Annotated in this window: 19 protein-coding genes; 4 read left to right on the top strand and 15 right to left on the bottom strand. The window is 73.3% G+C overall.

Annotation, left to right across the window (positions count from 1 at the left end):
* The first annotated feature begins 81 nt into the window (after positions 1-81).
* The 3 genes from OHS33_RS28355 (at position 82) to OHS33_RS28345 (ending at position 3,291) form a co-directional block, all read left to right on the top strand.
* Positions 82-762, top strand: a complete 681-nt coding sequence (locus tag OHS33_RS28355; RefSeq protein WP_330333239.1) for an excalibur calcium-binding domain-containing protein — start codon at positions 82-84, stop codon at positions 760-762.
* Between the two features lie 117 nt (positions 763-879).
* Complete coding sequence (locus OHS33_RS28350) at positions 880-2,322, top strand: cytochrome P450 (RefSeq protein ID WP_330333238.1); 1,443 nt, start codon at positions 880-882, stop codon at positions 2,320-2,322.
* A gap of 87 nt (positions 2,323-2,409) precedes the next feature.
* Positions 2,410-3,291, top strand: a complete 882-nt coding sequence (locus OHS33_RS28345) for a helix-turn-helix domain-containing protein (RefSeq protein WP_330333237.1) — start codon at positions 2,410-2,412, stop codon at positions 3,289-3,291.
* Between the two features lie 144 nt (positions 3,292-3,435).
* Here the strand turns inward: OHS33_RS28345 and OHS33_RS28340 are convergent, their stop codons facing one another.
* On the bottom strand, positions 3,436-4,986 hold the full coding sequence (locus tag OHS33_RS28340) for an MFS transporter (protein WP_443065364.1): 1,551 nt from the start codon (positions 4,984-4,986) through the stop codon (positions 3,436-3,438).
* Positions 4,987-5,068: 82 nt separating this feature from the next.
* On the opposite strand from OHS33_RS28340, the gene OHS33_RS28335 reads away from it, so the two are divergent.
* Positions 5,069-7,147 (top strand): S9 family peptidase, encoded by a 2,079-nt coding sequence (locus tag OHS33_RS28335; RefSeq protein ID WP_330333236.1) that lies wholly within the window; start codon positions 5,069-5,071, stop codon positions 7,145-7,147.
* A gap of 84 nt (positions 7,148-7,231) precedes the next feature.
* Here the strand turns inward: OHS33_RS28335 and OHS33_RS28330 are convergent, their stop codons facing one another.
* The 14 genes from OHS33_RS28330 to OHS33_RS28265 all read right to left on the bottom strand — a co-directional run bounded on the left by OHS33_RS28330 (position 7,232) and on the right by OHS33_RS28265 (position 23,697).
* Positions 7,232-8,167 (bottom strand): ABC transporter ATP-binding protein, encoded by a 936-nt coding sequence (locus OHS33_RS28330; RefSeq protein WP_330335240.1) that lies wholly within the window; start codon positions 8,165-8,167, stop codon positions 7,232-7,234.
* A gap of 68 nt (positions 8,168-8,235) precedes the next feature.
* Positions 8,236-9,270, bottom strand: coding sequence for an ABC transporter ATP-binding protein (locus tag OHS33_RS28325; RefSeq protein WP_330333235.1), 1,035 nt, complete (start codon positions 9,268-9,270; stop codon positions 8,236-8,238).
* Positions 9,270-10,256, bottom strand: a complete 987-nt coding sequence (locus tag OHS33_RS28320) for an ABC transporter permease (protein ID WP_330333234.1) — start codon at positions 10,254-10,256, stop codon at positions 9,270-9,272. The genes OHS33_RS28325 and OHS33_RS28320 overlap by 1 nt, the downstream gene beginning before the upstream one ends.
* Positions 10,253-11,206 carry an ABC transporter permease gene (locus OHS33_RS28315; RefSeq protein WP_330333233.1) on the bottom strand — a complete coding sequence of 318 codons (954 nt, stop codon included), beginning with the start codon at positions 11,204-11,206 and terminating at the stop codon, positions 10,253-10,255. The genes OHS33_RS28320 and OHS33_RS28315 overlap by 4 nt, the downstream gene beginning before the upstream one ends.
* Positions 11,207-11,208: 2 nt before the next feature.
* The gene (locus OHS33_RS28310; RefSeq protein WP_330333232.1) at positions 11,209-12,954 is read right to left on the bottom strand and encodes an ABC transporter substrate-binding protein; all 1,746 of its coding nucleotides are present in this window, start codon (positions 12,952-12,954) and stop codon (positions 11,209-11,211) included.
* Positions 12,955-13,162: 208 nt separating this feature from the next.
* Positions 13,163-13,885 carry a GntR family transcriptional regulator gene (locus tag OHS33_RS28305; RefSeq protein WP_330333231.1) on the bottom strand — a complete coding sequence of 241 codons (723 nt, stop codon included), beginning with the start codon at positions 13,883-13,885 and terminating at the stop codon, positions 13,163-13,165.
* Positions 13,886-13,926: 41 nt separating this feature from the next.
* Entirely contained in the window at positions 13,927-14,844 is a 918-nt protein-coding gene (locus OHS33_RS28300) for an ornithine cyclodeaminase family protein (protein WP_330335239.1), read from the bottom strand.
* Between the two features lie 89 nt (positions 14,845-14,933).
* Positions 14,934-16,016, bottom strand: a complete 1,083-nt coding sequence (locus tag OHS33_RS28295) for a proline racemase family protein (protein WP_330333230.1) — start codon at positions 16,014-16,016, stop codon at positions 14,934-14,936.
* Positions 16,013-17,017 (bottom strand): proline racemase family protein, encoded by a 1,005-nt coding sequence (locus OHS33_RS28290; protein ID WP_330333229.1) that lies wholly within the window; start codon positions 17,015-17,017, stop codon positions 16,013-16,015. Before OHS33_RS28290 ends, OHS33_RS28295 begins: the two co-directional genes overlap by 4 nt.
* Before the next feature lie 82 nt (positions 17,018-17,099).
* Complete coding sequence (locus tag OHS33_RS28285) at positions 17,100-18,029, bottom strand: dihydrodipicolinate synthase family protein (RefSeq protein ID WP_330333228.1); 930 nt, start codon at positions 18,027-18,029, stop codon at positions 17,100-17,102.
* 83 nt (positions 18,030-18,112) lie between these two features.
* Positions 18,113-19,600 (bottom strand): FAD/NAD(P)-dependent oxidoreductase, encoded by a 1,488-nt coding sequence (locus OHS33_RS28280; RefSeq protein ID WP_330333227.1) that lies wholly within the window; start codon positions 19,598-19,600, stop codon positions 18,113-18,115.
* A complete protein-coding gene (locus OHS33_RS28275; protein WP_330333226.1) occupies positions 19,581-19,919 on the bottom strand; it encodes a (2Fe-2S)-binding protein in 339 nt (112 codons plus the stop codon). Before OHS33_RS28275 ends, OHS33_RS28280 begins: the two co-directional genes overlap by 20 nt.
* Positions 19,919-21,094 carry an NAD(P)/FAD-dependent oxidoreductase gene (locus OHS33_RS28270; protein ID WP_330335238.1) on the bottom strand — a complete coding sequence of 392 codons (1,176 nt, stop codon included), beginning with the start codon at positions 21,092-21,094 and terminating at the stop codon, positions 19,919-19,921. The genes OHS33_RS28275 and OHS33_RS28270 overlap by 1 nt, the downstream gene beginning before the upstream one ends.
* A 194-nt stretch (positions 21,095-21,288) precedes the next feature.
* The gene (locus tag OHS33_RS28265; RefSeq protein ID WP_330333225.1) at positions 21,289-23,697 is read right to left on the bottom strand and encodes a collagenase; all 2,409 of its coding nucleotides are present in this window, start codon (positions 23,695-23,697) and stop codon (positions 21,289-21,291) included.
* Positions 23,698-23,773: the final 76 nt, after the last annotated feature.

Here is a 23,773-nt window from a genome sequence, read left to right as displayed (position 1 = left end):
TTCCGGAAAGGGCACCCACGGGCCGGGGTACGCGCATATGCTGCGGGCTTTGTTCAACGTACAACCTGTGGGGGGTTCATCGTGTTCGTTCGCCGTGGGGCGGCGGCAGCCGTCGTCATGAGTGCGGTTCTGCTGGTGGGGGCGGGGTGTGAGGATCCGGCGCCCAAGGCCGCGGGCGGTGGGAAGGGCACGGCCGCCGCGACGGCGAGCCCGTCCGCGACTCCGTCCGCGGGCGCTGTGATGCCCTCGGTCGTCGGGAAGCCGTTCACCGAGGCCGAGGCCGCCGTCAAGGGACTGGTCACCCCGCCCGTCAAGGCGCGCAGCGCCTATGCCGACGTCACCCTCGCCCCGGACCACGGCGCGTGGGCGGTCTGCTTCCAGACCCCGGCCGCGGGCGCCGCGGTGCAGGCCGCCTCGGTGGTGGAGCTGTCGCTGGTGGCCGCCGGTACGCCGTGTCCCGGGCAGGCCGGGGCGACGCTCAAGCCCTCGACGGCGCCCACGCCCCCGGCTCCCCCGGCGACCCCGACGCCCAAGCCGGTCCCCAAGCCGAAGGCCACCGTCCCGACCGATGCCGGGAGCACCGGCGGGGACGGCGGCAACGGTGAGACCGCGAGCAGCAGCAGCGGCGGCGGCGGGGCGGACGTCTACTACAGCAACTGCACCGCGGCCAAGGCCGCCGGGGCGGCGCCCATCCGGCGCGGTCAGCCCGGTTACCGCAGCGCCCTCGACCGGGACAACGACGGCATCGCCTGCGACAAGTAGGGCAAGGGGCGAGGGGCGCGGACTGGCCGGTTTCGGTCGTACGTCCCGCCGGGCTCCCGCCACTCGTGGCGGGAGCCCGGCAGAATCGGCCCGTCGGTACGTGTCGAGGGGGCGGCCATGTCAGTCGGAACAGCAGCGTCGAACGCGGCGAGCCGGGCGGGGACTCCGCAGCTGGAGGGGGTGCCGCTGCTCGGGTCGCTGTTCGACCTCACGTCGGATTCGCTCGGCACCTATCTGCGGGCCCGGCACCGGCACGGGGACGTGGTGCGGATCAGCGCCGGGCCGCCGGGGCTGCGGGCCGAGCTGCACTGCGTGTTCTCCGCGGAGGGCGCGCAGCAGGTGCTGGCCTCGGAGTCCGCCAACTTCCGCAAGGACAACCCCTTTTACCAGGAGATCCGCGATTCCTTCGGCAACGGTCTGCTGACCAGCCAGGACGAGGACTATCTGCGCCAACGTCGCCTGGTCCAGCCGCTGTTCACCCGGCGCCGGGTCGACGGGTACGCCGCCGCGGTGGCCGCCGAGACCGCGCAGACGCTGGAGAGCTGGCAGGAGGCCGTCGACTCGGTGGTCGACGTCTCGGTCGAGATGATGCACCTGGCCCTGCGCGCGGTCGCCCGGATCCTCTTCGGCACCGATGTGGAGGCCACCGTCGATGTCGTGGACCGGTGTTTTCCGGTCATCACGGAGTACGTCCTGCGGCGCGGGTACTCGCCCGCCAACATCCCGCGTTCCTGGCCGACCCCGGCCAACCGCCGGGCGGCCGCCGCGCTGGACGAGCTGTACGGGGTGTGCGACCGGATCATCTCCGAGCGGCGTGCGGCGCCCGACCCCGGCGCGGACCCCGGCGCGGATGCGGGTACCGGCACCGGCGAGGGCCGCAAGGGCGAGGACCTGCTGACCCTGCTGGCCGCCGCCCGGAGCGCGGACGACGGCGCCTTCGACGCCGACGAGCTGCGCGACCAGGTGCTGATCTTCCTGCTCGCCGGGCACGAGACCACGGCCACCTCGCTGTCCTTCGCCCTGCACCTGCTCGCCCGGCACCCCGAGCTGCAGACCCGGGCGCGCGAGGAGATCTCCCGGGTGCTGGGCGACCGTACGCCCGGGGCCGAGGACCTGGAACGGCTGCCGTACCTCACCCAGGTGCTCAAGGAGGCGATGCGGCTCTACCCGGCGGCGCCGGTCATCGGGCGCCAGGCCGTCGCCGAGACCGAGATCGACGGGCACACCGTGCCGGCGGGGGCCACGGTGATCCTCGCGCCGTGGGTGACCCACCGGCACCCGGACCACTGGCCCGACCCGGAGCGCTTCGATCCGGACCGGTTCACCCCGGAGGCGGAGGCGGCCCGTCCGCGCTACGCGTGGTTCCCCTTCGGCGGTGGCCCCCGGGCGTGCATCGGCCAGCACTTCTCGATGCTGGAGTCGGTGATCGCCCTGGCGATGACCCTGCGGGCCTACGAGTTCGAGGCGGTGGACACCGAGATCCCGGTCACGGCCGGGATCACCCTGCGGGTCACCGGCCCGGCCCGCTGCCGGATCCGCCCGCTGCGCCCGGCGCCGTAGCGGACGTAGCGGACGCAGCCGACGCAACCCGCGTATCCGAACGCGGCCGACGTAGCCAGCGCGGCCGTCATGGCCGAGACTCGTCCCGTGGAACAGGCAGGGGGCATCACCCCCTTCGGGACGTGGCGGCTGATCAGTGAGGCGCCGGACGCGCGGCTGGGCCGGGGAGTGGTGGGCTACCGGGGGTACCTGGTCGCCATGGACCGGCCACAGCGCCGCGTCGAGGTGCCGAACGGGCTGGTGACGATGGTCGTCAACTTCGCCGCCCCGGTCCGGGTGTCCCGGGCCGGGTCGGGCCCCGGGACCGCCTACAGCTCCCTGGTCAACGGCCTGCGGACCGATGCGACGGTCGGCGAGCACGACGGCCGGATGCACGGGGTGGAGGTCCATCTGGCTCCGTGGATGGCGTTCACCCTCTTCGGCGTACCGATGTGGGAACTGCGCGACCGGGTCGTCCCGTTGAGTGATCTGCTGGGTCCGTCGGCGCACGTACTGGAAGCACGCCTCGCCCGGGAGCCGGGCTGGCCCGGGCGGTTCGCGCTGCTCGACGCCCTGTTGCTGGAGCGCGCGGCCGCGGGCCCGGCGGCCGCCCCGCAGACCGCGTGGGCATGGGACCGCCTGGTGGAGAGCGGTGGCACGGTTCCCCTGGCCGCCCTCGCGCGGGGCACCGGCTGGAGCCCGCGCCACCTCGAACAGCGGTTCAGGGAGCAGATCGGCCTCTCCCCCAAGACCGCCGCCCGGGTCCTGCGTCTCCAGCGGGCCCTGCGGATGCTGGCCGGTGGGGCCGCGGCCTCCGTCATCGCGTCGGCGTGCGGGTTCTACGACCAGGCGCACCTGCACCGGGACTTCCGCCGGATGACCGGCTTCGCGCCCGGGGAGTTCCTGGTCCACCGGGGGAACGGCGCCCGCCCGGTGGACCGGCTGCCGGGTCAGGTGACCAGCGCGCTGGTGGACGCACAGGTCAGGTGAATGTGCCGGTACGGAGCCTGCGGAGCGGCTTTCCGGCCATAGCGTTTTTGTCCAATACCCCGGCTCCGCGTCCTGCGAGGGTGGGGTGACCCACGGGGGACGGCGGGGTCGGGCGGATTCTTCCGCCCGGCCCCGCCGTGGCGTTCAGACCGCCGCCGGGGTGTTGTTGCCCTTCAGCCGTTCGAGGTCGGAGGGCCGGACCTGGATGACGACCAGCGCGATGACGGCCGCGACCAGGGCGAAGAGGGACGCGGCGATGAACGCCTCCGACACGCCGGAGGTCAGCACCTGGGCGCCGTACTGGCCGGGCAGCTGGCCGGTGCGCTGGAAGGCGAGTTTCTCCGCCGGGGTGGAGTGGGCGAGGAAGGCGGGCACCTGCTTGGCCGCCTCGTTGCGGCTGGCCGTGCCGTAGAGGGTCACCAGGATGGACAGGCCCAGCGAACCGCCCACCTGCTGCATGCTGTTGAGCAGCCCGGACGCGGCGCCCGATTCGCGGTGGGGGACGTTGGAGAGCGCCATCAGCGTCAGGGAGACGAACTGCATGCCCATGCCGAGGCTGAAGAGGAGCATCGGGCCGAGGATGCTGCCCAGGTAGGTGGAGTGCACGTCGGTGAAGGTGAGCCAGCCGAGGCCCGAGGCCGCGCACAGGGCGCCCGCCACCATGAAGGGTTTGGGCCCGAACTTCGGCAGCAGTTGTGAGGTGATGCCCGCGCTCACCGCGATCACGGCGCTGACGGGGAGGAAGGCGAGGCCCGCGCGGATGGGGGTGAAGCGGAGCACGTTCTGCACGAAGAGGGTCAGGAAGAAGAACATCCCGAACATGGCGCAGGCGAGGAAGAGCATCATGCCGTAGGTGCCGGCGCGGTTGCGGTCGGCGAACATGTGCAGCGGGGTGATCGGCTGGGGCGAGCGCCGTTCGACCATGATGAAGGCGCTCAGCAGGACGACGGCCAGGCCGAAGGACGTCAGGGTGTAGGGGTCGGTCCAGCCTTGCTGCGCGGCCCGGATGAACCCGTAGACCAGGGAGACCATGCCCAGGGTGCCGGTCAGGGCGCCGACGAAGTCGAAGTGTCCGGGATGGCGTTCGGATTCCCGGATCACCCGCGGGGCCGCCACGGCGATCAGCACGGCGATGGGGACGTTCACGAAAAGCACCCAGCGCCAGTTGAGCCATTCGACGAGTGCGCCGCCGGCCAGCAGGCCGATGGCCCCGCCGCCCGCCGAGACGCCCGCGAACACGCCGAAGGCGCGGTTGCGTTCGGGGCCTTCGCGGAAGGTGGTGGTGATCAGGGCGAGCGCGGTGGGGGACGCGATGGCGCCGCCGACGCCCTGGAGCGCGCGGGCCGCCAGCAACTGGCCCGCGTTCTGGGAGAATCCGCCGAGCAGCGAGGCGAGGCCGAAGAGGAGCACGCCGAAGATGAAGACGCGGCGCCGGCCGAGGATGTCACCGGTGCGCCCGCCCAGCAGCAGCAGTCCGCCGAAAGTCAGTGTGTAGGCGCTGACGACCCATGAGAGGCTCTCGGTGGAGAACTTGAGGGCGGTCTGGATGTGGGGCAGCGCGATGTTCACGATGGTGACGTCGAGGATCACCATGAGTTGGCAGGAGGCGATGACGAGCAGTGCGAGCCCGCCGTCACCGCCCCCTCGGACCTTGCCTTCGGTCCCGCTGGTGCTCGGCGATGTGTTCGGGTCCACTGTTCGACGCTAAGCCCGTGCCCCGGGAGTCACCACTCGAACGGCCTAGAGCATGTGGTATTTCACATGTCACACTTCCCCCATGGATTCTCAGGACGACTTCCTCCGCCTCTCCGCGGCCACGGCCCGCTTCACCCACGGCGCCCCCCGCGCGTTCTCCTTCGGGGACGACGGCCGGCTGCTCTGGTTCCTCCGTTCCACCGGCCCCACCGACCCCTTCGACAGCCTCTGGGTCCTCGACACCGTCACCGGCACGGAGACCCGGCTCGCCGACCCCCGCGACCTGCTGCCGGACGGCCCCGGCGAACTCCCCCTCGCCGAGCGGCGGCTGCGCGAGCGGATCCGGCTGAGCGCCGCCGGGATCGGCTCGTACGCGCTCTCCGGCGTCGGCCGCCAGGCGGTCTTCGCCCTGTACGGGCGGCTGTACGCGGTCACCGCGGACAAGGACGCGGCGCCCGCGGAGATCCCGGCCGAGGCGGCCGCCTTCGACCCGCTCCCCAACGCCGACGGCTCGCGCACCGCCTACGTGAGCGACGACGCCCTGTACGTCTCCCCCGGCGGGCGGGTCAGCCCCGCCGACGGAGCCCGCTGGGGCATCGCCGAATTCGCCGCCGCCGAGGAACTGGACCGCACCCGCGGCCACTGGTGGTCCCCGGACGGGGTCACCCTGCTGGCCGCCCGCGTCGTCGAAGACGCCCTCCAGCGCCGCTGGTTCGCCGACCCGGAACACCCCGAGCGGCCCGCCGAGGACTTCGCCTACCCGGAGGCGGGCGGCCCCAACGCCGACGTACAGCTCTGGGTGCTCGGCGCGGACGGCGGACCGGGCGTCCGGCTCGACTGGGACGCGGCCACCTTCCCCTACGTCTCCGAGGCCGGCTGGGAATCGGAGCGGGAGATCCTGCTGACCGTCCAGGACCGGCTCCAGCGCACAGTGGTGCTGCTCAGCGCCGACCCGGTCACCGGGCGGACCACGGAGCTGTCCCGCACCACGCACCCCCAGTGGGTGGACCAGCTGGTGCCCGGCACCCCGGCGCGGCTGTCCGACGGGCGGATGCTCACCGCGGTCGACACCCCGGGCGGGGCCGCGCGCGCCCTGGCCGTCGACGGCGTACCCCTCACCGGGGACGGCGTACAGGTGCGCGGCGTGCTCGGCGAGCACGACGGGCGCCTCCTCGTCGAGGCCGGACTGCGGGACCCGTCCGAGCAGCAGGTGCTGCTGCTCGACACCGCCACCGGGGAGCTGACCCCGCTCGCCGACGGGCCCGGGGTGCACACGGCCCTCGCGTCCGCCGGGGCCCTGCTGCTGACCTCGGCCGACGCCGACGGCTTCCGGCGGACCCTGCGCACGGCGGACGGGCGGGAGCTGACCGTCGCCGACCTCGCCGAGCCGCTGCCGTACCGGGTGGCGCCGCGCTTCGAACGGGTCACCGAGCACGGGATCCCGACCGCGCTGGTGCTGCCGCGCGGCCACGTCCCGGGGCGGCGGCTGCCCGTGCTGCTCGACACCTACGGCGGCCCCGGCTACCAGGACGTGTCCGCCGAGCCGCGGCGCTGGCAGGCCCGTCAGTGGTGGGCCGACCAGGGGTTCGCGGTGGTCACGGTCGACAACCGGGGCACCCCGTACGTCTCCCCCGCCTTCACGCACGCCATGTACCGGGGGTTCTCGGAGGTGACGATGGCGGACCAGGTGGCGGCGCTGCGCGCGCTCGGCGAGCGGCACCCGGACCTCGACCTGGGCCGGGTAGGGGTGCGCGGCTGGTCCTACGGCGGCTATCTGGCCGCGATGGGCGTGCTGCGGCACCCCGAGGTCTTCCACGCGGCGGCGGCCGGGGCCGCGCCGACCGATTTCCGGCACTACGACACGGCGTACACCGAGCGCTACCTGGGCCTGCCCCAGGAGGAGCCGGAGGTCTACGAGCGGGACAGCCTGATCGGTGACGCCCCGGCGCTGACCCGGCCGTTGCTGCTGGTCCACGGGCTGGCCGACGACAACGTGCACCCCTCGCACACGCTGCGGCTCTCGCGGGCGCTGACCGACGCCGGGCGCCCGCACCGGCTGCTGGCCCTGCCCGGGGTCACGCACATGCCGACCGGCGGTGTCCGCGAGAAGGTGATGGCGCAGGAACTCGCCTTCTTCCGCGAGGCGCTGGGCCTGGCCTGACGTCGCCTCCCGAACCCGTACGGAGAAGGGCCCCGCCGCCGGAGACCGGCAGCGGGGCCCAACCCCTTTCTTCCCCGGGTCCCGTCAGTTCCCCGGGAAGTGACACGCCACATCGCGTCCGGCGACCGGCTGGAGCACCGGCCGCTCGGTGCGGCAGATATCCTGCGCCTTGGGGCAGCGCGGGTGGAAGGAGCACCCGGGCGGCGGCGCGGCCGGGCTCGGCGGGTCGCCGAGCAGCACGATCCGCTCCCGGCGCCGCTCGGCGACCGGGTCGGGCAGCGGTACGGCGGACAGCAGCGCCCGGGTGTAGGGGTGCTGGGGGTCGGCGTACAGCGCGTGCTTGTCCCCGATCTCGACGATCCGGCCCAGGTACATCACGGCGACCCGGTCGCTGACCCGCTTGACGACGGAGAGGTCGTGCGCGATGAAGACGTACGCCAGGCCGAGTTCACGGCGCAGCCGTTCCATCAGGTTGACGATCTGTGCCTGTACGGAGACGTCGAGGGCGGAGACCGGCTCGTCGGCGATGATCAGCCGGGGGCTGGTGGCCAGCGAACGGGCGATGCCGATGCGCTGGGCCTGGCCGCCGGAGAACTCGTGCGGGTAGCGGTCGATGTGCTCGGGGATCAGCCCGGTCAGTTCCATCAGCTCGGCCGCCCGGCGGCGGGCGTCCTGCGCGCTCCAGCCCTGGACCAGCAGGGGGTCGGAGATGATCCGGGCCACCGTCTGGCGGGGGTTGAGGGAGGAGTGCGGGTCCTGGAACACCATCTGGAGGTGGCGGCGCAGCGGCCGCATCGCGCCTTGAGAGAGCCGGGCGATCTCCCGGCCCTCGAAGGCGATGCTCCCCGAGGTGGGTTCCAGCAGCCGGACCAGCATCCGGCCGGTGGTGGACTTGCCGCAGCCCGACTCCCCCACCAGGCCGAGGGTTTCCCCGGCGGCCAGCTCGAAGGAGACCCCGTCCACGGCCCGGACGGGGGCGCCCTTGCGGCCGGTGGCGGTGCGCTTGCCGGGGAAGGCCATGGTCAGGTCGCGGACGGACAGCAGGGGTGGCGCGGCGGCTCCGGCGCCGGTCGCGGTGCTCGTGGTGGTCACCGGGAGGCCTCCTGTACGGGATCCGTGGCGGCCGGGGCCGCGCCGGGGCCGCCCGCGAAGTGGCAGGCCACCCGGCGCGCGGGGCCCGCGTACGGATCGAGGGCGGGCCGGACCGTCGTACAGCGCAGCCGCTCGGCATCGGTGCCCGCGGCGGCGCGGGCGCAGCGCGGGGCGAAGGCGCAGCCCGGGGCGGGTTCGCGCAGGGAGGGCGGGGAGCCGGGGATGGTGCGCAGCGGCTGGTCGTCGGCGTCGTCGAGCCGGGGCAGGGAGTCCAGCAGGCCCCGGGTGTAGGGGTGGGCGGGGTCGGCGAACAGCGCGTCGGCGGGGGCCTGTTCGGCGGCCCGGCCGCCGTACATGACCAGCACCTCGTGGGCGACGCGGGCGACCACCCCGAGGTCGTGGGTGATCATGACGACGCCGAGGCCGCGGTCCTGCTGGAGCCGGGCGATCAGTTCGAGGATCTGCGCCTGGACGGTGACGTCGAGGGCGGTGGTGGGCTCGTCCGCGATGAGCAGGTCGGGTTCGCAGGCCAGCGCCATGGCGATCATCGCGCGCTGGCGCATGCCGCCGGAGAACTGGTGCGGGTACTCCCCGGCGCGGCGGGCGGGTTCGGGGATGCCGACCTCGCCGAGCATGTCGACGGCGCGTTTGCGCGCCGCGGCCCGGCCGGCTTTGAAGTGGACCCGGAAGTGCTCGGAGATCTGTTCGCCGACCGTGTAGTAGGGGTGCAGGCTGGAGAGCGGGTCCTGGAAGATCATGGCCATCTTGCGGCCGCGCAGCCGGGAGAGTTCCTTCTCGCCCAGCGTGGTGAGTTCGCGGCCGTCGAGGGCGATGGAGCCGCTGATCTCGGCGTCGCGGTGCAGTCCCATGACGGCGAGGGAGGTGACGGACTTGCCGGATCCGGATTCCCCGACGATGCCGAGGGTGCGGCCCGCCTCGACGGTGAAGCCGAGCGAGTCCACGGCGCGGACGGTGCCGCGCGGGGTGCTGAACGTGACGTGCAGGTCGCGCACTTCAAGGAGAGCGGCCATCAGTACCTCACCCTCGGGTCGATGACGGCGTACAGGAGGTCGACGACGAGGTTGGCGACGACGATGAAGAAGGCGGCGAGCAGGGTGACGCCGAGGACCACCGGCTGGTCGGAGTTGACGAGGGCGCCGTAGAAGAGCCGTCCGATGCCGGGGAGTCCGAAGAGGGATTCGGTGATGACGGCTCCGGCGAGCAGGCCGCCGAGGTCCATGCCGAAGATGGTGAGGATGGGGGTCATCGCGGAGCGCAGGCCGTGTTTGACGACGACGGTGCGTTCGGGCATGCCCTTGGCCCGGGCGGTACGGATGTACGGCTCGGCCATCGCCTCGATCATCGAACCGCGGCTCTGGCGGGCGTACATGGCGGCGTACAGCAGCGCGAGGGCGGTCCAGGGCAGCAGCAGGTTGCCGGCCCAGCCGAGCGGGTCGTCGGTGAAGGGATGGTAGGTGGGGTAGGGCAGCAGGTCGGCGACGCGGATCACCCCGTAGATCAGCATCACGGAGGTGAAGTAGACCGGCATCGAGGCGGCGGCGACCGCGCCGACCATCAGGGCCTTGTCGGTGACGGTGTCCTTGCGCAGGGCGGCGGTGACCCCGGCGCCCAGGCCCAGCAGCAGCCACAGGGCGGCGGCGCCGACGGCGAGGGAGGCGGAGACCGGGAGCCGGTCCATGAGCAGGTCCCACACGGGCAGGGAATTCTCGTACGAGTAGCCCAGGCACGGGAAGTCGCACTGCACGGCGTACTGGCCGGTGCCCAGGGTGCGGCCGGTGAAGATGCCGCTGAGGAAGTCGAGGAACTGGCGCCACAGCGGCTGGTCGAGGCCGAGGTACTCGCGCACCACGGCGATCCGTTCCTCGCTGCAGCTCTTGCCGCAGGCGGCGGCGGCCGGGTCGGAGGGCAGGACGTAGAAGATGAGGAAGGTGACGGCGGCGATGGCGAGCAGCACCCCGGCCAGGGCGAGCAGGCGGCGCAGCAGGTAGAGGATCACGTGCGGCCGCCCCGGGGGTCGAGGATGTCGCGCAGTGCGTCGCCGAGCAGGGTGAAGGCGAGGACGGCGAGGAAGAGGAAGGCGCTGGGGATGACGAAGTACATGGGGTCGGTCTCGTAGAAGGCGACGCTCTCGGCGATCATCTGGCCCCAGGACGGGGTGGGCGGGCGCACGCCCACGCCCAGGTAGCTCAGGGCGGCCTCGGTGCTGATCATGCCGGGGATGAGCAGGGTGGTGTAGGCGATGACGGGGCCGGAGACTCCGGGGAGGATGTCGCGGGTCAGGATCCGCCAGGCGCCGGCGCCGCCGACCCGGGCCGCGTCCACGTACTCGCGGTGTTTGAGGGAGAGGGTCTGGCCGCGGACGACGCGGGCGATGCCGGGCCAGCCGAAGAGGCCGATGACGGCGGTCATGAGGACGATCCGGTTGACGTCCTTGGCCACCGACAGGACGGCGATCATGAAGATGAGGGAGGGGAAGGACATCGTCAGGTCCATCAGCCGGGACAGGACGGCGTCGGTTCGGCCGCCGAAGTATCCGGCGGCGATGCCCGCGGCGGTCCCGGCGATGACGACGATCGCGGTGGCGGTGAAGGCGATCAGGAGGGAGACCTGGGCGCCGTGCACGACGCGGGAGAAGAGGTCGCGGCCGGTGACGGGTTCGACGCCGAGCCAGTGGTCGGGGCCGATGCCGCCGAGGGAGCCGAGCGGGAGGCCGCCGAGGTAGGCGTCGATGGCGCTCTTGTCGTAGGTGTCCGGGTCCCAGCCGCCGAGCGCGCCCAGCCAGGGGGCGGCGGCGGCCATCAGGACGAAGAGGACGACGATGACGAGACTGACGCGGACGGCGGGGCGGCGGCGGAGTTCCCGCCGGGCGAGCTGCCAGGGGCTGCTGCCCGGGGGGACCTTGGCCGCCGCCGCCCCAGGGGCGGCGGCGGGTGCGGTGTCGGTCATGGTCAGCCCTGGCTCTTCGCCGGGTCCTTGAGACCCACGGTCGCGTAGTCGATCTGGCCGACCCAGACGGGGTGGCCGAAGGCGCCCGCGATGTTGGGTCCGACGAGCAGCGGCTTGCGCTCCAGGAAGAGGGGGACGGACGGGGACTTGGCCATGATGGCCGTGTCGAGATCCTTCCAGGCCTGGTTGGCTTCCTTGGCCTCGGCCATGGCGTTGATCTCGTCGATCCGCTTCATGGTTGCGTCATCGCGGAACTGGCTGTTGTTGCCCTGGTTGCCCTTGGGCTTGATGGTGCGTCCGTCGAAGACCATGGGGAGCCAGGTGGAGCCGGAGGGGTAGTCGGGGCACCAGCCGGCCATCGTCATGTCGGGCGTGGTGGACAGGTCACCGATGACGTCGTAGTAGGCGCCCGGGTCGACGGTGTCGATGACGACCTCGATGCCCGCGCGGGACAGGCCCTGCTGGATGGCCTCCGCCTTGCCCTTGTCGCCGGTGGAGACGGCGAGGGAGACCTTCAGCTTCTCCTTGCCCGCGGCCTTCAGGAGGTCCTTGGCTTTGGCGGGGTCGCCCGCGGGGGCGATCTTGAGGGGATCGGCCTGCTTGCCGCCGGCGAGCGCGGGCGGCAGGTAGGAGGTGGCGACCTCGTTGAGGGCCGGGCCGCCGCCCGCGGTGATGATGGCCTCCTTGTCGACCGCGTACTGCATGGCCTCGCGGACCTTGGGGTCGTTGAAGGGGGCGCGGGAGTTGTTGAGGCTGAGCATCGTGGTGCAGCCCTGGGACTCGGCGAGCAGGCGCTGCTTGATGTCCGGCTTGGGCAGCACCTTGGGGGCGCTCTCGGGCCGCATGTTGGACCACTCGACGGTGGAGGCGTCGGCGCCCTCCCCGGCGATGATGCGGTCGTCGATCTGGCCGCCCTTGAGGCCCATGACCACGACGAACTTGTCGGGGTAGGCCTTGCGGACGGTGTCCGTCTTCGGGTCCCAGTGCTCGTTGCGGACCAGGACGAGCTTCTTGTCCCGGTCGTAGGACTCGATCTTGTACGGGCCGGAGGAGAAGGGGCGGGCGTCGTACTGGGTGCCCTTCTCCTGGGCCACGGGGACCGGTGCGAAGGTCGGCAGGGTGGTGGTGGCGGAGAACTCGGCGACCGGCCGCTTCAGTTCGAAGACGATCGTGCGGTCGTCCGGGGTCTTGACGGAGTCGAGATGTTGTCCCTGCAAGGGACCTTTGTAACCCTCGGTGCCGGCCAGGTACTGGGCGGCGTAGTCGGGGCCGCCGGTGAGGTCCGGGGCGAAGGAGCGCTCGACGTTGTACTTGATGTCGGCGGCCTTGATCGGCGTGCCGTCCTCGTACTTCAGGCCCTCCTTGAGGGTGAAGGTCCAGGTCCGGCCGCCGTTGGAGGGGGTGCCGAGGTCGGTGGCGAGGTCGGGGACGAGGTCGCTGCCGCCCTTGCCCGGTTCGGCCTTGAAGGTGACCAGGGTGCGGTAGAGCAGCCGGGTGCCGAAGTCCATCGTCGGCATGACCCAGTTGCGCGCCGGGTCGAGGTGGGCGAAGTCCTGGTTGGACAGGACGGTGAGGGTGCCGCCCTTGACCGGGGTGCCGCCGACGGTCCGGCCGTCGTTGGCGGCGGCCGGGTTGGCACCGCCGCCCCCGCCCGCCGAGGCCTTCTTGGTGCCGGAGCAGCCCGAGGCGCCGAGTGCGAGAGCCGCCACCAGGGCGGTGGCGAGGGCGAGTTGATGGCGCTTGGTCATGGGTCACTCCAGGGAAGGGCCGCGCTCTACGATGTGACCGGTAACATAGTAATGTGAAATTGCACTGACAAGGGGTCTGCGCCGACGTTATCCAGCCGTGTCCAAATGTGCCGCCCAGAAAGCGAGTTGGGGCCCCGACCAGACGGTCGGAGCCCCGGGAACGCGCGCGGCGGTACTGCCGCCGGATCAAGCGCGGATCAGGCGCGGATCAGGCCTTGGCGGCCGCTCCGCCGCCGAGCCGGGCCGCGCCGCGGCCCACGGGCTCGTCGCGGCCCTGCGCCCACAGCGAGCGGACGTGGCCGAGGTGGCGGGTCATGCAGGCCTGCGCCCCCGCCGCGTCGCCCGCGATCATCAGGTCGAGCAGCTCGACGTGCTCCTCGGCGGAGGAGACCAGCTTGCCCGCCTCATCGAGGCCGGTCAGCCCGTACAGCCGGGAGCGCTTGCGCAGGTCGCCGACCGTCTCGACGAGCCGGTCGTTGCCCGCGAGGGCGAGGAGCGACAGGTGGAAACGGCGGTCCGCCTCCAGGTAGCCGATGAGGTTGTGCTCGCGCGCGCTGGTGACGATCTCCTCGGCGATCGGCCGCAGCGCCTCCAGCTGCGCGACGGTGGCCACCTCGGTGACCCGGCCGATGGTCGGCACCTCGATCATCGTGCGCAGTTCGGTGTACTGGTCCAGGTCCCGCTCGCTGACCTCGGTGATCCGGAACCCCTTGTTGCGCACGGGTTCCACCAGGCCCTCGCGGGCCAGGTCCAGCATCGCCTCGCGCACCGGGGTGGCCGAGACCCCCAGTTCGGCGGCGAGCCCCGGCGCCGAGTAGACGTTCCCGGGACGGAGTTCACCCGCTATCAGGGCGGCTCGAAGGGCGTGTCCGACCTGGTCGCGCAGCCGCTCCTGGGCCTTGATGAGACTGTGCTGTTTCAGGTCACCCATAGCTTTTCCTCCGAGAATCGCAGAGGGCACAGCGTACAATGTCACGTTTCGCTATTGCCCCCGGCCGCCGTGTACAGGGCCACTGCCACGGCAAGATCCTCCCAGGCCATGCCCACGCTCTTGAAGAGCTGTGGACAACTCTGCGTCCGCCCGCCCGGCATCCGGCCCGCGACCAGGTCAGCCAGGGTGCCGTTGATATGACCGGGCCCGATGGCCCCTTCCGCCTCCGGGATGAGCAGGTCCCCGGCCTCCCGCAGCGCGGCCGCCCGGGACTCGACGTACACGGAGGCCCGCCGCACCAGGGCCGTGTCCGTCTCCCGCGCGTCCGGCTCGTGCGAGCCCACCGCGACCACGGTGGCGCCGGGCGCCACGAGCCGCCCGTCGAAGAGGGGTTCGCGGGCGGTGGTGCAGCAGACGACCAGGTCCGCGTCCGCCACGTCGCCGGGGCCGCCGGTGCGGGCGGGCACGCCGAGGGTACGGGCGTACGCGGCCAGCTTCCCGGCGCCCGCCGGGTCCCGGGCGACCACGACCACCCCGGCCAGTTCCCGCACCGCGGCCACCGCTTCGAGGTGCCCGTACGCCTGGGGGCCCGAGCCGAACAGCACGAGCCGCAGCGGCCGCCCGGCCGGGGCCAGGTACCGCAGCGCGAGGGCGGAGACCGCCGGGGTGCGCAGCGCGGTGAGGGCCGCCCCGTCGAAGAGGGCCAGCGGGCTCAGGGTGGGGCCGTCCAGCAGCAGGTAGGACCCGGTGATCCGGGGCAGTCCGCGCGCCGGATTGCCGGGGGCCACCCCGGCGATCTTCACCCCGGCGTACGCCCCCGACGCGGCCGGCATCAGCAGCAGCTCGCCGCCGGGCACCGCGAGGGCGGTCCGCTGCGGGCAGCCCTCGGGGTCGGGCCCGGTGCGCAGCGCGTCCGCCAGCGCGTCGGCGGCCGCGCCCGGCGTGAGCAGGCCCGCCATCCGCGCGGCATCGAACTGCGGGATCCCCCCGGGCGCGGCGCCGCTCACGGGACCCACGGGACTCGCCGGACTCGCAGGACTCACCGGGCTCACAGCGCGAACCCGGTGCCGAGGACGTCGTGCGGGTCCCGGACGAAGACGTGCTCGCCGGTGCGGTGGACGGTGCCGGTGACCTCGGTGACCAGCCCCTCGGCGGGTTCGCCGGAGCCCGCGTACCCGAGGACCCGGCCGGTGAAGACCGTACCGGCGACGGATTCGTGGAGCAGGTCCTCGTGCGCGCCCAGGCGCCCGTCCTCGGCGAGGAGGGCGAGGCGGGCGGAGGTGCCCGATCCGCAGGGCGAACGGTCGATCTGGCCGTCACCGAACACGGTGACATTGCGCTGATGGGGACCGAAGGGGGTGTCGGGCAGTTCCTCGTACAGGATCACCCCGTAGACCCCCGACAGCAGCGGCCCGTCCGGGTGCCAGGTGCCCGGGTGCGCGGCCAGCGCCGCCCGGATCTCCTGTCCGGCCCGCACCAGCGCGGGCAACGCCTCCCGGCCGGTGCCCAGGCCCAGGTCCCGCGCGGCGACCGAGGCGTAACAGGCCCCGGCGTGCGCGAGGTCCACCTCGGCGACGCCGAAGGAGGTGGCGACGGGCACCTTGCGGGCGGTGACCCTGGCCGGGACGTTGCGGAAGGTGACCCCGGTGGTGCGGCCCTCGGCGCGGTGGACGGTGGCGGTCACCCGGCCGGAGGGCACGTCGATGCGCACCTGGGCGTCCCCGTCGTGGGGGGCGGCGACCAGGCCGCTGTCCACGGCCCAGGCGCCGAGCGCCATCGTGCCGTGCCCGCAGGCCGTGGAGTAGCCGTCCTTGTGCCAGAAGAGCACCCCGAAGTGCGCCCCGTCGTCATCGGGCGGGACCACGAACCCCCCGTACATCCCGGCGTGTCCGCGCGGCTCCTGGACCAGGAGGCGGCGTACGTCGTCCAGGGCGCCCCGGCGCGGAGCCGTGCCGCTGCCGCCGGGGCCTATGGCGGTGGCGCAGCGCTCGGCCACGGTGTCGCCGGGGACCGGCGGGAGGCCGCCGGTGACGATCCGGAAGGGTTCCCCGGCGGTGTGGTAGTCGGTGGTGCGCACGGGAGTGAACGCGTCGCCCCCGGGGGCCGGGTGTTCGCCATGCGTGGCGGTCACAGCTGGAAGCCTCCGGGGAAGGGGTCGGACGGGTCGAGGAAGTACTGGGCGGTGCCGGTGATCCAGGCCCGGCCGGTGACGGTCGGGACGACGGCGCGCAGGCCGCCGACGGTGGTCTCGGAGACCAGCCGGCCGGTGAACTCGGTGCCGATGAAGGACTCGTTGACGAAGTCCCGGCCGACCGGGAGGAGGCCCCGGGCGTGCAGCTGGGCCATCCGCGCGGAGGTGCCCGTTCCGCAGGGCGAGCGGTCGAACCAGCCGGGGTGGATGGCCATCGCGTGCCGGGAGCGCTCGGCGTCGGAGCCGGGGGCCGCCAGGTAGACGTGCTTGACCCCGCCGATGGAGGGGTTCTCCGGGTGGACGGGCCGGTTCTCGCCCGCGTTGACGGCCTCCATGACGGCCAGCCCGGCGGCGAGCAGGTCATTGCCGCGGGCCCGGTCGAAGGGGAGCCCGAGGGCGTCGAGTTCGACGAAGGCGTAGAAGTTGCCGCCGTAGGCGAGGTCGTAGGTGACCGTGCCGTATCCGGGGACCTCGGCCTTGAGGTCGAGGCCGACGCAGAAGGAGGGGACGTTGGTGAGGGTGACGTGTTCGGCCACCCCGTCCCGGACCTGGACGTCCACGCTGACCAGGCCCGCCGGGGTGTCGAGGCGGACCGTGGTGACGGGCTCGACGACGGGCACCATGCCGGTCTCGACGAGGACCGTGGCCACCCCGATGGTGCCGTGGCCGCACATCGGGAGCAGCCCCGACACCTCGATGTAGAGCACCCCGAAGTCGGCGTCGGGGCGGGTGGGCGGCTGGAGGATGGCCCCGCTCATCGCCGCGTGTCCGCGCGGTTCGTTCATCAGCAGGGTGCGGACGTGGTCCATGTGCGCGATGAAGTGGAGCCGCTTGTCGGCCATGGTGGCGCCGGGGATCACCCCGACTCCGCCGGTGATCACCCGGGTGGGCATGCCCTCGGTGTGTGAGTCCACGGCGTGGTAGACGTGGCGGGTGCGCATGGAGTCCCCCTGGGGTCTCGGCTGGAGTCGCGGCTGGAACGGGCCGGGCGGGCGTGGCGGGCCGGGCGGGCCTGGGCGGAGACTAGTTGAGGCCCTCGGCAAGGGCCTTCTCGGTGGCGGCGCGGACGGCGGCCTCGGTCTCGCCGGTGAGCGGGAAGCGGGGCGGCCGGACGGACCCGCCGGGGCGGCCCGCGAGGTCCATGGAGAGCTTGATGGCCTGGACGAACTCGGTCTTGGAGTCCCAGCGCAGCAACGGGTGCAGGGACTTGTACAGCGGCAGGGCGGTCTCCAGGTCACCGGCGACGGCGGCCCGGTAGAGCGCGGCGCAGGAGTTCGGCAGGGCGTTGGGGTAGCCCGCGATCCAGCCGACGGCGCCGGCGAGGGCGAGTTCGACCAGGACGTCGTCGGAGCCGATGAGCAGGTCGAGGCCCGGGGCGAGTTCGGCGATCTCGTAGGCGCGCCGGACGTCCCCGGTGAACTCCTTGACCGCGACGATGCTGCCGTCGGCGTACAGCCGGGCGAGCAGCGGCGGGGTCAGGTCGACCTTGGTGTCGATCGGGTTGTTGTACGCGACGACGGGCACCTGGACCTTGGCGACCTCGGCGTAGTGGGCGCGTACGGCGTCGTGGTCGGCGCGGAAGGCGTTCGGCGGGAGCAGCAGGACGGAGCCCGCGCCCGCTTCGGCGGCCTGTTCGGCCCAGCGGCGGGACTCGGCGCTGCCGTAGGCGGCGACGCCCGCCATCACGCGGTCCCCGTCGCCGGCGGCCTCGATGGCGGTGCGGACGACCCGGGCGCGCTCCTCGTCGGTGAGCGTCTGGTACTCGCCGAGCGAGCCGTTGGGGACGACGCCGTCGCAGCCGTTGGCGATCAGCCAGGCCACGTGTTCGGCGTAGGCGTCGTAGTCGACGGACTGGTCCTCGCGCAGCGGCAGGGCCGTGGCGACCATGATGCCGTGCCAGGGGCGGGTGCGGGGCGAGGGGGTGGTGGGCGCGGGGGTGGGCGCGTCGGTCATGACAGAACTCCTTATGTGATGTGTGACATTTTACTAGCGGGCGCAGGGCGGCCACAAGGGGTGCGGCCACCCGATCGGTGCGCCTACGGGGATACGGGCTCGTCGCCGGGCCGGTCGGCGGGCTCCCCGGCGGCGGTCCGGCCCGCGGCGGGCAGCGCGGCGAGCTGGCGCAGCGGCACCGGACAGGACAACGGGCGCCGGTCGGCGGCCGCTTCGCCGCCCGCGAGCGCGGTGACGGCGGCGCCGCACATCCGGCCCTGGCACCAGCCCATGCCCGCGCGGGTGAGCAGTTTGACGGTACGGGCGTCCCGCGCGCCGAGATCGCTCACGGCCTCCCGGATCCGCCCGGCCGGGACCTCCTCGCAGCGGCACACGTCGGTGTCGTCCGGCAGCCACCCGGTCCACCCGCCCCCCGGGCGGTGGGCCGCGCCCATCGCGTCGGCGAAGGCCCGCAGCCGGGCCCGGCGGCGCACCAGGGCGGCCGGGGCCGGGCGGCCCGCGACGGAGTACGCCGCCAGTTCACCCTCGGCCAGGGCCAGTCCGGCGCCGCCGATCCCGCCGGTCTCGCCCGCCGACCAGATGCCGGGGACCGAGGTCCGCTGGCTCCCGTCGAGGCCGAGCGCCACCGTCCCGTCCGCCGCGGGCACGGTGGCGCAGCCGAGGCCGGTGGCGAGTTCCAGCTGGGGCACCAGGCCGTGGCCGACGGCGAGCGCGTCGCAGCGGATCCGGCGCTCGGTGCCGGGCACCGGCCGCCAGTCGCGGTCGAGCCGGGCCACGACCACGGCCTCGACCCGGTCCGTGCCGAGGGCTTCGACCACGGCGTGGCGGGTGCGCAGCCGCACCCCGTGGCGCAGCAGCGCCCCGCCGTGGACGGCGCCTTCGAGGAGCTTGCCGGGGTTGCGCAGCAGGGTGGGCACCCGGCCCGCGTAGGCCGTGTAGGAGGCGGCCTCCACGACGGCGGGCACCCGGGCCCCGGCGGCGGCCAGGGATCCGGCGACCGCCAGCAGCAGCGGACCACTGCCCGCGACCACGATCCGGCGGCCGGGCAGGACGAGACCGGCCTTGAGCATGGCCTGCGCTCCCCCGGCCCCGACCACGCCGGGCAGCGTCCAGCCGGGGAAGGGCAGCTGGCGCTCGTGGGCGCCGGTGGCGAGCAGGACGGCGCGGGCGCTCAGGGTGACGGCGCGCTCGTCCTCGCCTCGGGTGCCCGCGACGGCGTGCAGCAGCCAGTGCCCCGCGCCGGCGGCGGTGTCCGGGACCACGGTCCAGACGTGGTGGGCGGGCAGGAAGGTGATCCGGCCCGCCGACTCGTGGGCGCGCAGCCGCCGTTCACGGCCTTGGAAGGCGGCCCAGTCGTGGTGCAGGGCCTCGGGGCGGGCGGCGCCGAGCCCGGGGGCGGGGTGGCGGTAGTACTGGCCGCCCGGGCGCTCCCCCGCGTCGACGAGGGTGACGCGCAGGCCCAGGTCGGCGGCGGTGACGGCGGCGGCGAGCCCGGCGGGGCCCGCCCCGACGACGGCGAGGTCGCAGGAGCCCGCGGAGGCTCCGGCGGGGTCAGACGGCGAGGTCGGCACGGCCGGTTCCCTCCTGGGTGGTGACGGTGTCCCCGGGCCGGGCCGGGACCAGGCAGGCGCGCTGGTTGGGGAGGCCGTTGACGGTGACGAGGCAGTCGTAGCAACTGCCGATCCCGCAGAACGCGCCGCGCGGGGCGCCGCCCTCGCGGGTGGTGCGCCAGGCGAGGATCCCGGCGGCCCACAGGACGGCGGCGATGCTCTGGCCGTCCTGTGCGGGCAGCGTACGGCCGTCGAACTCGACGGTGTGGGCGGCCGGTGCCGCGCCGCCGACGAGGTCGCGCGGTTCCCGGGGCCGACGGGTGCGGCGCGGGCTGGCCATCAGGCCTCCTTCGTGGGGCGGTCGGACGTCGAGGGGCCGGGCGTCGAGGCGTCGGGCGCGAAGCGGTCGGGCCGGAAGGGCCCGGGGTCCAGCGGGGCGGCGGCGCCGGTGAGCGCGGCGGCGATCAGCATCCCGGTGCCGGGGGCGAGGCCGATGCCCGCGCCCTCGTGGCCGCAGGCGTGCAGCAGCCCGGGGACCCGCGGGTCGGGGCCGATCGCCGGGAGGTGGTCGGGGAGGTAGGGGCGGAAGCCGTGGTAGGCGCGCAGCACCCGGACGTCCGCGAGGACCGGGAAGAGGGCGGCGGCCTGGGCGGCGAGGCGGCGCAGGGCTTCGGTGGACAGGGCGCGGTCGAAGCCGACCCGTTCACGGGTGGCGCCGATGAGGACCGGCCCGGCGGGGGTGCCTTCGACGACGGCGGAGGACTGGAGGGCGGCGGAGCCGCTGGCGACGTCGGCGATGTAGTCGGCGGCGTACACCTTGTGCCGCACGACGCGCGGGAGGGGCTCGGTGACCAGGACGAAGCCGCGGCGGGGCATGACGGGCAGGGTGGTGCCGGCGAGTTCGGCGATCGCGCCGCCCCAGGTGCCGGCCGCGTTGACGACGGCCGGGGCGTGCAGGGTGCGGCGCGGGGTGCGCACGCCCCGTACCGCGCCGTCGGCCGAGCGGAGGACCGCGGTGACCTCCTCGCCGGTGAAGACGCGGGCGCCGCTGGCGGCGAGCAGCCGGGCGGCCGCCTGGGCGGGCTGGACCTGGGCGTCGTCGGGGTAGTGGAAGCCGCCCGCGAGGCCGGGGGCGAGGTGCGGCTCCAGGTCGTGGAGCGCGTCCGCCGCCACCTCGGTGGCCGTGACGCCGACGGCGCGCTGGCCGTCGGCGAAGACCCGCAGGGCCTTCAGGGTGGCTTCGTCGGGGGCGACGACCAGGCCGCCCTTGGCTTCGTACTCGGTCTGCGCCGGGAGGGCGGCGGCCAGTTCGCGCCACAGGGTGGTGGAGAGCAGCGCGAGGTCGAGTTCGGGTCCCGGCCCCTTGTCGGAGACGAGCAGGTTGCCTTCTCCGGCGCCGGTCGTGCCGCCCGCGACGGGGCCGCGGTCGACGACGGCCACGGAGAGTCCGGCGCGGGTGGCGTAGTACGCGCAGGCGGCTCCGACGACGCCCGCGCCGATGATGACGGCATCCAGCGGGGCGTCCGGGGCGGCGGCCGCGGGTGCGCCGGAGGATGCGTCGGCGGGTGCGTCCGTAGGTGGTCTCTTGGGCACGGCAGTAATATGTCACATTCTTTATCGGCCATCCAGGACATGGCGCCGGGATGTGCACCGGGATGGAGCCGGGCCGGTCCGGCCCCCCGTTCAGGTCCGGACCGGCCCGCACCGGATCAGCTGCGCAGCGGGCCCTCACAGCTGTAACTCGACGTCCCCGCGACCTTGCTGGACCAGATCTCCACCGCGCCGAAGGAACAGTTCATGTCGGCGAGGTTGTTGGAGACCGCGCCCGCCCGGTCGAGGATGAAGTAGTCGACCGTCTCGGACATGTCCTTGAAGTTCTGGTCGTTGCTGCGCCAGTCCTTCAGGTTCGCGGTGATCCGGCCCGTACAGGTGAAGCGGCGCTTGCCGGGGTCGCCGTTCTCCACGCAGTCCGGGTTGTTGGAGGTGGCGGTGGCGAAGGAGGACTTCACCGACGCGAGCGCGGAGTCGCGCAGCTGGTCGTTGGCGGTGAAGACGGTGTTCGGCACGTACAGGTCGTTCACCTTGGCGATCTGCGCGTCCAGGAACTTGTCGTAGTCGCGCTGGATGTAGCTGTCCGAGCCCATGCGCACGCGCCAGGCGTCGAAGCCCGCCACGTCGTTCGCGCGGATGCGGCTGTACATCTCGCGCAGTTCCGAGGGCTTCTGGGTCCACAGGAACTCGAAGAACGTTCCCGCGTAGTTGTAGAAGCGGAAGCCGTCGTTGCTGTAGGTGGCGTGGAGCAGCTGCTGGACGTTCATCCGCGGCCCGCCGCCCGCGGTGTCGTTGATGATGCCCTTGACCAGGGACTTGCGGACGGCGATGCCGTTGTCGCGGGTGGCGCCGTCGAAGAACTCGGCGGTGCCCTCGTCCATGGCGGTCGTGCGGTCGTTCTGGTACCAGTCGCCCTGGCCGAAGAAGCCGGGCACGGCCCAGCGGCCGTTGAGGTAGTGGGTGTACTCGTGGCGGAACAGCTCCTCCAGGGTGAGGGAGGAGTCCTGCGGCACCCGGCGCTGGTAGGTGTAGAAGGTGGCGCCGTTCTCGATGTAGATGCCGCCGTTGTTGGTGCCCATGCCGGTGAGGATCGGGTGGTAGTTCTCGTAGTCGGCGCGGGAGGCGTACAGCACGATGTTCAGGGTGGTGTTGGTGTCACCGGCGAGCGGCTGGTCGGTGCCGAGCACCCGGTGGAACTGGGTCTTGACCTGCTTGCTCGCGTAGTAGAGCTGGTCGACGGTGGCCCGGTCGAGGGCGGTGCGGACCTTGATGCCGCCGTTGTCGTAGGTGTAGGTGTTCGGGAAGAGCACCTTCTCGATGTCGTCCTTGCACACCCCGTACGGCTTGCAGGCGTTGTAGGTGTTGAGCCAGGAGACGATCTTGGCCCACTGCTCGCTGCCGTTGCCGAAGGTCGTCTTGACCGGCTCCAGCAGGGCGCCGAGGTCGGCGGTGATCTGCGCCTCCAGCCCCTCGACCTGGCCGAACCGGCCGTACTCGCTGATCGCGTCGCGCGCCGCCCAGGCGTTGGCGGTGCCCTTGAGGTGGCCGTAGCCGGCGTAGGCCTTGAACATGGCGCGGTAGGCGGGGTCGGCCGCGACCGCCGTGTGGAACGCGGCGTCGTTGTTGCCCGGGTAGACGCCCAGGTAGTTCACGGACAGACCGGCGAGCACGGCGCCCGCCCAGGAGGCGTCCTGGTTGGTCTGCGGGTGGGCCGGGTCCAGGACGGGCAGGACCTTCTTGATCAGGCCGATCTGGTGCTGGCGCAGACCCGGGGCGCTGCCCGCGTAGAGGGCCTCGCGCAGGGTGCGGGCGTTGGAGGCGCTGACGTCGAAGGTGTGGGCGGCGGCGCCGAAGTCGGCGATGGCGGCGCGCATCGCGTCGACCGTCGGGGCGTCGGTGACGTCGATCTCGGTGTGCGAGTAGTCGTGGTAGACGACGGCGTGCAGGTACGTGAACATCTCCTCCAGGTGCGAGGAGTTACGGCCGTCGTGGGCGGCGGCCAGGCTGGATATCCGGCGCGAGACGGCCTGGACGTGGGCGTCGGACATCACCGGGACCAGGCGGGCGTCCCAGGTCCAGATGAGCCCGCGCAGGCAGCCGTCCGCGGTGACCGAGGAGTCGGCGAGGAAGTCGGCGAACTGCTCCGGGGACAGGCCCGTGATGCCGTCGAGGGTGCAGGGGACGCCCGCGGCCAGCAGGCCGTTGCCCGCCGTGCGCTGCGAGGTGGCCTTGCCGGCCTTCTCCGCGCCGCGGTCGGCGAGTTGGGTGGCGCTGGGGGCGGCGGCCGGGGCCGGTCCGGCTATCTTGCCCGCTTCCTGACCGGTTCCCGGGGCGGGGGCCGGTGCCGAGGTGAGCGCGGGGGCGGTGGCGAGGTGTTGGACCTCGTCGAAGGGGTTCTGGCCCGCCGGGGCCGGGGCGGCGGCGGGCGTGCCCGAGGCGAACGTCGCGGGGACCGGGGCGGCACCGGCACCGGCCGTCTGGGCCACGACCTGGCCTGCGGAGGCGAGGAGGGTCACCGTGACGGCGGCGGCGAGGAGGGACGTACGCACAGCTCTGTGCTGGGACACCGGGAACTCCTGGTTGCGGTGAGGGAGGTGGGGGACCAAAGGGTGCAACTGCCCTGCGTCACACGGCGTTTGACGG

This window comes from Streptomyces sp. NBC_00536, from assembly GCF_036346295.1.
Classification (GTDB): Bacteria; Actinomycetota; Actinomycetes; order Streptomycetales; family Streptomycetaceae; genus Streptomyces.
This window is presented reverse-complemented; position numbering and strand designations above follow the sequence as displayed.